Raw genomic sequence first — 12418 nt, 5'->3', positions numbered from 1 at the left:
TTAAGCACGCCGCCAGCGTTCGTCCTGAGCCAGGATCAAACTCTCCGAACAAAAACAAAAACGTTAAAGCCCAGAAAAACCAACCAACCAAACAAGGCCAGCCAGCAATCCCAACCAAAAACACTCAAAAACAAAAAACAGGCATAAAAAACAAACAAACACACTATCGAGTTCACAAACAACACCCACACACCCAGACAACCAAGCCACAAAACCCAGCCACCCAAGCAGTGAACCACCACCACAAACCCACAAACAAGCTCGCGGCGACAGGTGAATAATCTACTCACCCCCACACCCAAAGTCAAACCAAAACACCGTGACCCCCACCACACACAACACAAACCCACCAAACACAACGAAAAGTCAACGTCAATTCAGCTTGCATCGCCACACAGAGTCAATAAAAAGGCGGGCCCGACCGCGCATCACCAGCGCGATCGGGCCCGCCAAACAGCCGAAATGACTCTCAGTTCACATCCATATCGGGCTGAACGGGGATATCCACGGTCGGAAGGTCGCGCACGGCGCGACGTACGGCCTTGGAGACCGCGGGTGCAACGCGCTTATCGAAGGCGCCGGGGATGATGTAGGAGGGCGAGAGCTCGTCCTCGGAGATCACGGACGCGATAGCCACGGCAGCAACGCGCAGAACTTCGGTCGTGATCTCCTTGACCTTGGCGTCCAGGAGACCGCGGAACAGACCCGGGAAGGCCAGAACGTTGTTGATCTGGTTCGGGTAGTCGCTGCGGCCCGTGGCGACGACGGCGGCGTACTTGCCGGCGCCGATCGGGTCGACCTCGGGCGTGGGGTTGGCCAGCGCGAAGACGATGGCGTCGTCAGCCATGGTCTCAACGTCGGAGGGATCGAGGATGTTGCCCGAGGAGACGCCGATGAAGACGTCGGCACCCTTGAGGACCTCCTTGAGGGAGCCGTGGACGTGGCGGGGGTTCGTCGCCTCGGCCAGCGCCTTGCGCGAGGGGTGCATGCCTTCGGTGTCGTCGCCGGAGAGCGCGCCGTCGCGGCCACAGCCGATGATGTCGCGAGCGCCCTGGGCGAGCAGCAGGCGGATAATCGCGTTGCCGGCCGCGCCGACGCCGGAGACGACGATGCGCACGTCTTCGATCTTCTTGTTGACAATCTTGAGCGCGTTGATGAGTGCCGAAAGAACGACGATCGCGGTGCCGTGCTGGTCGTCGTGGAAGACGGGGATGTCGAGCTCGGCGCGCAGGCGCTCTTCGATCTCGAAGCAGCGGGGTGCGGAGATGTCCTCCAGGTTGATGCCGCCGTACGCGGGGGCGATCGCCTTAACGATGGAGATGATCTCCTCGGTGTCCTTGGTGTCCAGGACGACCGGCCAGGCGTCCACGCCGCCGAACTCCTTGAACAGGACGGCCTTGCCCTCCATGACGGGCAGGGCGGCCTCGGGGCCGATATCGCCCAGGCCGAGCACCGCGGTACCGTCGGAAACGACCGCGACCGTGTTGGCCTTCATGGTCAGCAGGTGGGCCTTCTGGGGCATGTCGTGGATGGCGGTGCACACGCGGGCAACGCCGGGCGTGTAGGCGCGCGAGAGGTCGTCACGGTTACGCAGCGGCACCTTGGAGTGGATCTCCACCTTGCCGCCGATGTGGCTCATGAACGTCTGGTCGGCGACGGAATCGGCGATCACGCCGGGCAGCGCAGCGATGGCGTCGCGCACCTCGCGGCGGTGCTCAGAATCGCGCATGTCGCACGTCAGGTCAATGATGATGCGCCCGCGGTCGGAGTCGGCCACGTCGAGGCCCTTGATCTCCGCTCCAGTCGAAGAGACTGCGTCAACAATGGACGCGATGGAAGTCGTCTTCTCGTCCACCTCGATACGGTAGGAGGCGGTGTACGACGGCGATGTGCGCATGTCTGTCCTTTCGTTGGGCGCCCGGCCACAGTTGGCCCGGCTGTCCTCAAGCGCTCATCCTAGGTAACTTTCCGCTCCCCCAGGAAGGGGAAGGCCACAACGTGGACACGTGCGAGCGATCAGGGACGAGGCCGGGGTGCCTTCTCGGGAGATCACCACGAGGCCGGGGCGAACAGTCCGGAGACGACGACGGGGGCCGGGATCGCATCGATCCCGGCCCCTGTGACGTTCGTCAGGATGAACCTCAGGCGCCGACCATCTCCATGATCAGCTCACGCACGCGGGCAGCGTCAGCCTGCCCGCGGGTGGCCTTCATGACCGCGCCGACGAGGGCGCCGGCCGCCTGGACCTTGCCGCCCTTGATCTTCTCGACGATGTCGGGGTTGGCGTCCAGGGCCTCCTGGACGGCCGCCGTCAGGGCACCGTCGTCGGAGACAACCTCGAGGCCTCGGGCCTCGACGACCTGCGTCGGATCGCCTTCGCCCGCGAGGACACCCTCGAGGGCCTGGCGCGCCAGCTTGTCGTTGATGCGACCCGAGTCGATGAGGCCCTGCAGCTCAGCGACCTGAGCGGGGCTGACCCCGGCCTCGTCGAGGGAAACCTCGCGTTCCTTGGCGCGACGCGAGATCTCACCCATCCACCACTTGCGGGCGGAGGCGGGATCGCAGCCCGCGGCGACCGTGGCCTCGATGAGCTCGAGAGCACCGGCGTTGATGACGTCGCGCATCTCCATGTCCGCGTACCCCCACTCGGCGCGCAGGCGGCGGCGCTTGGCGACGGGCAGCTCGGGCAGCGAAGCACGCAGCTCCTCCACCCATTCGCGATCCGGGCGGATCGGAACCAGGTCGGGCTCGGGGAAGTAGCGGTAGTCCTCAGAATCCGACTTCTCACGGCCGGAGGACGTGGAGCCGTCCTCCTCGTGGTAGTGACGGGTCTCCTGCAGGATCGTGCCACCCTCGGACAGGATCTGGGCCTGGCGCTGCATCTCGTAGCGCACGGCCGAGGCGATGCCACGGAAGGAGTTCACGTTCTTGGTCTCGGTGCGCGTACCCAGCGGGGACTCGGGAGTCGGGCGCAGCGACACGTTGATGTCGGCGCGCACGTTGCCGCGCTCCATGCGGGCCTCGGACACGTCGAGGGCGCGGAAAATGTCGCGCAGGGCCTGCACGTATGCGGCAGCCACCTCGGGGGCGCGCTCGCCGGCGCCCTCGATCGGACGGGTCACGATCTCCACGAGCGGCACGCCCGCACGGTTGTAGTCCACGAGCGAGTGATCCGCGCCCTGGATGCGACCGTCAGCGCCACCGATGTGCGTGTTCTTGCCCGCGTCCTCCTCCATGTGCGCGCGCTCGATCTGCACGCGGAACATGGTGCCGTCCTCGAGCTCGACGTCGACGTAGCCGTCGTGAGCGATCGGCTCGTCGGACTGAGAGGTCTGGAAGGCCTTCGTCAGGTCCGGGTAGAAGTAATTCTTACGCGCGAAACGGCAGTACTCCGCGATCTCGCAGTTCAGGGCCAGGCCAATCTTGATCGCGTACTCGACGGCCTTGTGGTTGACGACCGGCAGGGAGCCGGGCAGACCCAGCGACACGGGGGTCACGAAGGTGTTCGGGTCGCCGCCAAACGCGTTGGGGGCCGCGTCGAACATCTTGGTCTTGGTGCCCAGCTCGACGTGCACCTCAATGCCGAGAACCGGGTCGAAGCGGCGCGCCGCCTCGTCGTAATCCATGAGCTCAGTCATCACTTTTCCTCCCAGTTAGCTGCGGGGCACTGACCCGCGACGTCGTCGCTGAGCGCCTCCACCAGGGACGCCACCTTGTACATGACCAGGTCGCCGCGCGCGGGGGCCAGCACCTGGAAGCCGATGGGCAGGCCCTCGGAGGACACCGCGTTGGGCACGTTCACGCCGGGGATGCCCGCCAGGTTCGCGGGGATCGTCGCGACGTCGTAGAGGTACATGGCCAGCGGGTCGGAGGTCTTCTCGCCGAACTTGAAGGCCGTCTCGGGGGCCGTGGGCGACACGAGGACGTCGACCTGCTCGAACACCGCGTCGAAGTCGCGCTGGATGAGCGTGCGCACCTTCTGGGCGCTGCCGTAGTAGGCGTCGTAGTAGCCGGCCGAGAGCACGTGCGTGCCCAGGATGATGCGGCGCTTGACCTCGTCGCCGAAGCCAGCCTCGCGGGTGGCGGCCATGACGCGCTCGGCGGTCACGGGGCCCTCGGTGGGCTCGACGCGGATGCCGTAGCGCATGCCGTCGAAGCGGGCCAGGTTCGAGGAGACCTCGGCGGGCATGATCAGGTAGTAGGCGCCCAGCGAGTACTCCAGGTGGGGGCAGGAGACCTCGACGATCTCGGCACCAGCCTCGCGCAGCTTCTCGACGGTGGCGTTGAAGGCATCGATGACATCCTGCTGGTAGCCCTCGCCGCTCAGCTCCTTGACGATTCCGACCTTCAGGCCCTTCATGGAACCTTCCGCGGCGACGGACTCGACGGCCTCGGTGAGCGCGGGAACCGGCTCGTTCAGGGAGGTCGAATCGTTGGGGTCGTAGCCGCCGATCAGCTCGGTCAGGGCGGCCGCGTCGGCGACCGTGCGGGTGACGGGGCCGATCTGGTCCAGGGACGAGGCCATGGCCACCAGGCCGAAACGCGACACCGCGCCGTAGGTGGGCTTGGCGCCGACCGTGCCGGTCACGAACGCCGGCTGGCGGATCGAGCCGCCCGTGTCGGAACCGACGGCCAGGGGCACCATGTAGGCAGCGACAGCAGCGGCCGAACCGCCGCCGGAGCCACCGGGGATACGATCGGTGTCCCACGGGTTCTTGGTCGCACCGAAAGCGGAGTGCTCGGTGGACGAACCCATGGCGAACTCATCCATGTTGGTCTTGCCGACGATGGGCAGGCCGGCTTCCTTGATCTTGGCGGTGACGGTCGCGTCGTAGGGAGGCTCCCAGTCACCCAGGATCTTCGAGGCGCAGGTGGTGCGCAGCCCGCGCGTCACCACGTTGTCCTTGACGGTGATCGGCACGCCCGCCAGGCGGTGCAGGGTCTCCCCCGCCGCGCGGCGCGCGTCCACGTCGGCCGCGGTCGCCAGGGCACCCTCGCGGTCGACGGTGATGAAGGCGTTGACGCGGTCCTCGATGGCGTCGATGCGGTCCAGGCACGCCTGGGTCAGCTCGACGGAGGTGATCTGGCCGGCGGCCAGCATGTCCGCCAGCTCGAGGGCGCTCTTCTTCAGCAGCTCGTTCATCAGTCCTCCCCCAGAATCTGCGGAACCAGGAACATACCGTCCTGGGCGGCGGGCGCCTGAGCAAGCACCTCGTCGCGGTCCACGGTCTGCCCAATCTCGTCTTCGCGCCACACGTTGGTCAGCGGAATCGGGTGGGACGTGGCGGGAACCTCGGGGGTGGCGACCTCGGACACCTTGGAGACGGCGTCGGCGATCGCGTCGAGCTCACCCGCGAAACGCGTGATTTCCTCGTCGGTCAATGCGATGTGGGCCAGGCCCGCAACGCGGGCGACCTCGTCAGTACTAATGCGTGACATGTGTGGCATCCTACCCGTATGGCCTTTTCACAGCGACGCCAACTCACCAGGCAGACGTGGTCGATCGTCAAAAAAGCGGGAATCGCGCTGCTCGCCGCCCAGGCGGCCGCAGTCGTGACCGTGCACGCGATCGACCGTATGCGCACAGCCCGTATCCCCGGTGGCGTGCACGGTTTCCCCACCCTGCCTCCCGCCGACACGCAGATCGGCAACACCGTGGCGCGCACGTACACGGAGGGAACCTCCCTGTACGCGGACATGTTGGAGGCCATCGAAGGGGCGACGCATCACATTTATTTCGAGACCTTCATTTGGCGCTCGGACCGCTGGGGCCAGCGTTTTAAGACGGCACTGATCGACGCGGCCAAGCGCGGCGTCGAGGTGTTCTGTGTGTGGGACGGCTTCGGCGTCCTCAACCAGGATCCGCGCTTCTACAAGTTCCCCGTCATGCCGAATCTGCACGTGCGCAAGTTCCCGACGCTGCGCTCGGGCTTTTTCACCCTGAACATTCGTCGCACGGGCCAGGATCACCGCAAGATCCTCGTGGTCGACGGCGAGGTCGGCTTCGTGGGCGGCTACAACATCGGCGATCCCTTCGCCAACGAGTGGCGCGACACCCACGTGCGTATCACGGGCGAGGCCGTGTGGGAGCTGGAAAACGGCTTCGTCGACTTCTGGAACCATTTCCGCCCCGCAACCAGCCCGGAGCTGCCAGATCAGGGGGCGCGCGCGTGGAGCGCGGACGTGACCGCGCAGTTCAACCTGCCGCACTACCTCCTCTACCCGATCCGTGGCATGTACATTGACGCGATTGAGCGCGCGAACGACCGCGTGCTCATCACGACGGCGTATTTCATCCCTGACCGCGAGGTACTCGGCTCCCTGATTGCCGCTGCACGCCGTGGCGTGCGCGTCCAGGTGTTGATCCCCGAGTATTCCAACCACATCCTGGCGGACTGGGTGGCGCGTCCCTACTACGGTGAGCTGCTGCGCGAGGGCGTGGAGATCTGGCTGTACCGTCACGCGATGGTGCACTCCAAGACGATGACGGTGGACGGTCGCTGGTCGACGATCGGAACGGCGAACATCGACCGCTTGTCGATGCGCGGCAATTACGAGGTGTGCCTGCAGTTCTTCTCACGCCCGCTGGCCGCGCGCATGGAGGAGATTTTCGCGAACGACCTAACGACGGCACGCCGCCTGACGATCGACGAGTGGGAAAAGCGCTCGATGATCACCCGCGTCGGCGAGATGCTGCTGGGCCCCTTCGAGCCCTTCGTCTAAGCCCCGGCCTCGTTATAGGCCGACGGCCGCCAGGCCTCCCTCGAGGAGGTCCGCGAACTGCTGCTCGGTAATGACGGGGACGCCCAGAGCCTCGGCCTTCGCGGCCTTCGAGCCCGCGCCCGGGCCGGCGACCACGAGCGAGGTCTTCTTCGAGACCGAACCCGCGGCCTTGCCGCCGCGCGACGTGATCGCCTCCTTGGCGCCCTCGCGGTCGTATCCGGGCATCGCGCCCGACACGACGATGGTGAGGCCCGCAAGGACATCCGAGGTCGGCTCGGGCGCCTCGTCAGCCATGCGCACGCCCGCGCGCGCCCACGCCTCGAGCACCTCCAGGTGCCAGTCGACCGTGAACCAGTCGCGCAGCGATCGGCCGATCTCCTCGCCCACACCTTCGACGGCAGAAAGCTCCTCGACCGAGGCGGCGCGCAGAGCATCCATCGATAGGAATTTCTCTGCGAGCGCGCGGGCCGCCGTCGGGCCGACGTGGCGGATGGACAGGGCGACAAGGACGCGCGCCAGGGGCTGGTTCTTGGCCTTGTCCAGCTCGGCGAGCATCTTCTCGGTGCCCTTAGAGGCGCTGGGCTCGATGGGCTCAAAGATGGTCTGTCCGCGCAGCTTGCGGGGCTTGTAGGCCTTGGTCCAGAAGTAGCGAACCTGCTTCCAGTCCCCGGTTTCCTCGCCCTTCTTCTTGACGGGCTTCCACACCAAAACGTCGCGCAGATCCTCGGCGCGCAGGTCAAAGAGCGCGGCCTCCGTGTGCAGGGCGGGTGCCTGCGGGGCGGGCAGGAGTTCCTCGGCGCGGGTGATCTGCTCGCCGTGGGGCAGCTCGCGGCCCCCCTCAAGGGTGAGGACGGTGCCGTCCTCCAGGGTGACGCTGTGGCCGGCGACCAGGGCGGCCGCCACCTCGTCGCGGTCATTTTCGGGCTGGGTCATCGCCAGGGCGGACTCGTCGCCGAGGCCCTCCACGTCCAGGGCGCTTCTCGCGCCGACGTGGGCAAGGCGCTCGGTGATCTGCGCGGGACACAAACCCTTGTTCGGGCAGCGCAGGTCGACATCGCCTTCCTTTTCTTGGACGAGCGCGGTGCCACAGGAGGGGCACTGCGTGGGCATCACGAAGGGGCGCTCGGAGCCGTTGCGCGCGTCCTCGACGGGGGCGACGATCTCGGGGATGACGTCGCCCGCCTTGCGTAGGACGACGAGGTCACCGATGAGGACCCCCTTACGGGCGACCTCCTGGGCGTTGTGCAGGGTCGCGCGCGCAACGTTCGAACCCGCGACCAGCACGGATTCCATGACGCCGTACGGGGTCACGCGGCCCGTGCGCCCCACCTGCACCCGGATGTCGAGTAGGCGCGTGTGAACTTCTTCTGGCGGGAACTTGTAGGCGGCCGCCCAGCGCGGGGTGCGTGAGGTCGAGCCGAGGGAACGCTGCAGGTCCAGGTCGTTGATCTTGACGACGACGCCGTCGATCTCATGGACGAGGCCGTGGCGGTCCGCGCCGATCTCGGCGATCCGCTCCTCGATGGCCTCGCGGCCCGTCAGCACGCGGGTGTAGGGCGAGACGGGCAGGCCCCAGTCGCGCAGCTGCTCGTACCAGCCCATCTGGGTGATCGGCTCGGTGAAGTCCTCCCCTGCCTCGACGAAGCCGATGCCGTGGGCGACCATGGCGAGGGGGCGCTTAGCTGTCTCTGCCGGGTCCTTTTGGCGCAGGGATCCAGCGGCGGCGTTGCGCGCGTTGACGAAAGTCTTTTCCCCGGCCTCGACGCGGGCCTCGTTGAATGCGGCGAAGTCGGCGACCGGGAAGTAGACCTCGCCGCGCACCTCGACGCGCGCGGGGACGGTGCCGGTCAGGGTCTGCGGGATCGAGGCAATGGTTCGTGCGTTGGCGGTGACGTCCTCGCCGACGTAGCCGTCGCCTCGGGTCGCGGCGCGCACGAGGCGGCCGTTCTCGTACAGGAGGTTGATGGACAGGCCGTCAACCTTCACCTCAGTCGTCATCTCGAGGTCGGCGATGCCGGTGGCCTCGGCCATTCGGGTCTCCCAGCCGGCAAGCTCCTCGAGGGAGAACACATCGTCGAGGGACATCATCTGGGCGAGGTGGCGTACCTCGGAGAATCCGGAGTCGACGCTGCCGCCCACGCTCATCGTGGGAGAGTCGGCGCCGCGCAGCTGCGGGTAGCGCTCCTCGATCTCTTCGACCTCGCGGTACATGCGGTCGTAGTCCGCGTCCGCGAGGGTCGGCGAATCACGGTCGTAGTAGGCGGCGCGGGCATCGTTGATGCGGTCAACGAGTTCGTTGTAGCGGTCGCGGGTCGTCTCGAACGTGGAGTCAGCCATGGGGTACATTCTTGCATTTCGGGCGGCCGGCGGACGGCGGGCGGGGCGCTCTAGCGGAGGAGGTGGCCATAGCCACATGGCACGCGGGATGGTTATCCACAGGGGTTTTCTGTTGTCGCCGGTTATCCACAGGCCAACTCGTGCTGCTTGATCGCCCGCGAGCGCGGCGGGATCGTTGATGCATGAAGGATTCCGGTTGCCTCGCCAGATCTGCCCTGCGCACCGACCTGCATCTGGCGTGCGTGGATGGCCCCGACGTCGGCCTCGTGCTTGCCCCCGGCACGGTGGGACGGGCGGGAGAGGTTCCCCTGTCGTGCGCGAGCGTGGCGCGCGAGCACGCGCTCTTCTCCACGAACGGGGGCCGGGCAATCCTGGATTCCACGCCGATGTCCCCTCCGTTTCGGGTGCGCACCCGACTGGGCAGGTGGAGGACTCGGCGCGCCCGGCAGGCCCTGACACCCGGGACTCGCCTGCGCCTTGGCGAGGATGTCTTTGAGGTTCGCCCGCGCCCCCTGCGCCTCGCGTGGCCTGGGGTCGAGCGACGAGGCCGGGGCTCGTTGACGGGTGCGTCCCTCCTGCGGGGAGCTCCCCTGCTCTCCGTGCTCGTCATGGTTGCTTTGATGGGGTGGCGGCTGCGTGCGACCGCGAGCGCTCCGCGGATGTTGGTCGCTCTCGCTGCGGCTGCGGTGGTCCTCTTGTGCGGGTTCGCAATCGTGTTCTCTTGGCGAATTCGCCGCCGACGCAGGAACTGGGATGGGGCGGCGCTCGCCCTGGTTCTCGCGGGGCTCCCCAACTCCGCTTCCCCGCCTCGTTCCATTCGGGCAAGCGTGTGGCCTGGGCGTGCGACAAGCATGCGCCGTCGCGTCCTCCTGTCCATGGCTGTGGACGAACCGGGGCAGTGCGCAACGATCGGTATCGCGGGCGCACACGCCCCGCAGTGCGCGCTGTGGTGCGCGGGTCAGGTTGCCGCGCAGGTGGGAGGGGCGCGGGTCTGGTGGAACAGCTCCGCACCCGTCCTGCTCGGGCATGCGGGCGTGGACATCCACGTAAGCGGAGCCGATTGTTGCCCGTACTGCGCGCGCGACACCGACACCGAGCGGCCAACCGTGCACATCGGGTACGCCTCGACCGTTGCACGTCTGCCAGCCTGGTGCGCGCAGGTGTGTCTTACCGACGATGCGCCGGTGGCCTCGCAGTGGTGGTGGACGGTCACCCGTGCCGACGCGCAGGATACGCTTCCCTCCCGGGTGGGCTGGGATCCCGATCGCGCTCGGGGTTCCTCCGGCGTTCTGGGCGTACGCATCGGGATGTCGCCCTCCGGTCCTGTGGAGCTGGACTTGGTGTCGGACGGTCCACACGCGCTCGTCGCCGGGTGTACGGGGTCTGGGAAATCGGAGGCTCTCATCGGTTGGCTCGCGTCAATCGCACACTGCTACAGCCCCGACAAGGTTCGCTTCGTCCTCATCGACTACAAGGGCGGATCGACGTTCGCACGTTTGCAGGGACTCCCCCACACGCATGCGCTCCTGACGGACCTGGATCCCGGGGCGACGACTCGTGCTCTCGAGGGGATCGCCGCCGAATTGCAGCGTCGCGAGGAACAGCTGAGTGAGCTCTCCTTCCCAGATCTCGCCTCGTGGGAGCGTGCACACTCGGACGCCCCGGCCTCCGTCCCGCGCGCCCCGGCACGGCTCGTGGTCGCTATCGACGAGTTCCGCGTCCTCTCCCAGACGCACCCCGACTCGATGGACATCCTGCTGCGGCTGGCCGCGCAGGGACGCAGTCTGGGGCTGCACCTCATCGCCGCGACTCAGCGTCCCTCCGGGGCGGTGAGCGCACAGATGCGAGCAAACATGGACATCCGCCTGGCCTTGCGCTGCGTGAGCGCCGCGGATTCCACAGACATCCTGGGGGACGCTCGGGCCGCATCGCTGCCACGCATTCCCGGCAGAGCCGTCCTCGACGGCACTGGCACCATCCAGCTGGCCTACATGGAGGACGTCGCCTCCGTCGTTTCCCAGTGTGCTCACACGTGGCCGCACAGCGGAGTCGCAGCCCTATGGGCACCCGCGCTCCCCGAGTCCATCACGTGGAAGGAGGTCGACTCCGCAAGCGCGTCACCGACGGCTGCCACAGATCCGCGCTCCGAGCAGCCCGAGATCAACGGGGAGGCCCTCACCCTGGGTCTCGTCGAAGGGATCAACGAGCACGCTCCCATCGTCTGGGACGGGGGAAGCATCCAGATTCAGGCCAGCGCGCACGAGGCCGCACTCGCCTCGCGCTGGGCGCTCTCCCTAGCAACGCGCATCGGACAACAGCGGGGCTATCCGCTCCACGTGGTCGGCGACGAGGACGTCCCCGGCTGCGCATCAAATCTGCACCCCGAAGACGCTTGCGTCATCGACCTGCTCGAGGGGATCTGCGAGCACGGGCCCGCAATCCTCGCCATCACCGACGTGCCCACACTGCGCGTCGCACTCACCCAGTCACTGTCGGCCCCGCAGGCGGAATCCCTGTGGACGTCCCTGTTAGGCGGAGCCAGGCGCGCTGGCGTCACGATCATTGCCGCCTACTCCGGCCGTTTCACTGCCTCAAGCGCAACGATGGGTGCCTTCTCGACACGTCTCGTGCGAGCACGCGACGCGGACGAAGCCCTCCACGCAGGAATCTCCCCAAACGATCTGCGCGCCCTGGCACCCGGGCAGGTACTGCTTGCTCGCCCCGGCGAGCGTACGGTCCTCGCCTGTGTCCCCAACACCCCGTGCAACCTGGGCACACCGGGCGAGAACACAGCGAGCGGATGGTGCATCCCCAGCCCGGCCAGGACCTCAGCGCTGGTCAGGAATGCGGCAGCTCCTGCCCTGATCGGCCCCACCTACGACGAGCCACAATGGGAGCGGCCGCTGCCGTGGATCGTCATCGGCGCGCGTGAGGGCGAGGCCGTCATCGAAGCGCTGCACGCATACCTCGGGTGGGAAACGCCAACAATCACTGACGTAATTCCCGATAGCGCATGGACTCGTATCGTCAGATGGGACGGCCACAGAGTCCTCGCGATGAATCCCACCAACAACGTAATTCGCGCGCTAATTCAACACTGCCACGCCTCCCCGCTCTCCATTCTCGCGCGGCGGTGGGACCCCACATGCGGACTGATCTGCGAGGGTGATACCCTGACAACTGTCCAACTGACCGTAGGGTCAGTTAATACCTAAGTCCCAGCTTATTCGCACTCCGTGAGCAGCCGCATAGTGACTTCGTCATTTCGCTGTTGACACCACCTTGCGCGACTAAGATGCCTAACGGACACTGGCAAGAGAACACAGCGAAACATCCCAAGCGCACGGTAGTCGAGGAG

General features: G+C 66.7%; 8 protein-coding genes. 3 read left to right on the top strand and 5 right to left on the bottom strand.

Features of this window, described 5'->3' with window-relative positions; all coding sequences use genetic code 11:
* The coding region (locus tag CYJ22_RS10235) for a hypothetical protein (protein WP_207760525.1) at window positions 1–281 on the top strand (281 nt) is incomplete at its 5' end.
* A 188-nt stretch (window positions 282–469) separates the two neighbouring features.
* Here CYJ22_RS10235 and CYJ22_RS07485 read toward each other — a convergent pair.
* From CYJ22_RS07485 to gatC, 4 genes are all read right to left on the bottom strand, one after another.
* On the bottom strand, window positions 470–1897 hold the full coding sequence (locus CYJ22_RS07485; RefSeq protein WP_101602168.1) for an NAD-dependent malic enzyme: 1428 nt from the start codon (window positions 1895–1897) through the stop codon (window positions 470–472).
* Between the two features lie 244 nt (window positions 1898–2141).
* The gene (gene gatB / locus CYJ22_RS07480; RefSeq protein ID WP_101602167.1) at window positions 2142–3638 is read right to left on the bottom strand and encodes an Asp-tRNA(Asn)/Glu-tRNA(Gln) amidotransferase subunit GatB; all 1497 of its coding nucleotides are present in this window, start codon (window positions 3636–3638) and stop codon (window positions 2142–2144) included.
* A complete protein-coding gene (gene gatA, locus CYJ22_RS07475) occupies window positions 3638–5143 on the bottom strand; it encodes an Asp-tRNA(Asn)/Glu-tRNA(Gln) amidotransferase subunit GatA (RefSeq protein ID WP_101602166.1) in 1506 nt (501 codons plus the stop codon). The genes gatB and gatA overlap by 1 nt, the downstream gene beginning before the upstream one ends.
* Entirely contained in the window at window positions 5143–5439 is a 297-nt protein-coding gene (gene gatC / locus CYJ22_RS07470; RefSeq protein WP_003789902.1) for an Asp-tRNA(Asn)/Glu-tRNA(Gln) amidotransferase subunit GatC, read from the bottom strand. Before gatC ends, gatA begins: the two co-directional genes overlap by 1 nt.
* A gap of 18 nt (window positions 5440–5457) precedes the next feature.
* Here gatC and CYJ22_RS07465 point away from each other — a divergent pair, with 18 nt between their 5' ends.
* The gene (locus CYJ22_RS07465) at window positions 5458–6723 is read left to right on the top strand and encodes a phospholipase D-like domain-containing protein (protein ID WP_101602165.1); all 1266 of its coding nucleotides are present in this window, start codon (window positions 5458–5460) and stop codon (window positions 6721–6723) included.
* Window positions 6724–6735: 12 nt separating this feature from the next.
* Here CYJ22_RS07465 and ligA read toward each other — a convergent pair whose 3' ends face one another.
* Window positions 6736–9069 (bottom strand): NAD-dependent DNA ligase LigA, encoded by a 2334-nt coding sequence (ligA, locus tag CYJ22_RS07460; protein ID WP_034495963.1) that lies wholly within the window; start codon window positions 9067–9069, stop codon window positions 6736–6738.
* Between the two features lie 173 nt (window positions 9070–9242).
* Here ligA and CYJ22_RS07455 point away from each other — a divergent pair, with 173 nt between their 5' ends.
* Window positions 9243–12275 (top strand): FtsK/SpoIIIE domain-containing protein, encoded by a 3033-nt coding sequence (locus tag CYJ22_RS07455; RefSeq protein ID WP_101602164.1) that lies wholly within the window; start codon window positions 9243–9245, stop codon window positions 12273–12275.
* Window positions 12276–12418: the final 143 nt, after the last annotated feature.

Source organism: Schaalia odontolytica (assembly GCF_002847525.1).
GTDB lineage: Bacteria > Actinomycetota > Actinomycetes > Actinomycetales > Actinomycetaceae > Pauljensenia > Pauljensenia odontolytica_B.
Note: the sequence above shows the minus strand (reverse complement) of the source record. Positions and strands in the feature narration are given on the sequence as shown.

Bases quoted from the DNA above. Each gene is read 5' to 3' on its own strand.
- CYJ22_RS07485 (WP_101602168.1), bottom strand. From the start codon at position 1,897: ATGCGCACATCGCCGTCGTACACCGCCTCCTACCGTATCGAGGTGGAC.
- ligA (WP_034495963.1), bottom strand. From the start codon at position 9,069: ATGTACCCCATGGCTGACTCCACGTTCGAGACGACCCGCGACCGCTAC.
- gatA (WP_101602166.1), bottom strand. From the start codon at position 5,143: ATGAACGAGCTGCTGAAGAAGAGCGCCCTCGAGCTGGCGGACATGCTG.
- gatB (WP_101602167.1), bottom strand. From the start codon at position 3,638: ATGACTGAGCTCATGGATTACGACGAGGCGGCGCGCCGCTTCGACCCG.
- gatC (WP_003789902.1), bottom strand. From the start codon at position 5,439: ATGTCACGCATTAGTACTGACGAGGTCGCCCGCGTTGCGGGCCTGGCC.
- CYJ22_RS07455 (WP_101602164.1), top strand. From the start codon at position 9,243: ATGAAGGATTCCGGTTGCCTCGCCAGATCTGCCCTGCGCACCGACCTG.
- CYJ22_RS07465 (WP_101602165.1), top strand. From the start codon at position 5,458: ATGGCCTTTTCACAGCGACGCCAACTCACCAGGCAGACGTGGTCGATC.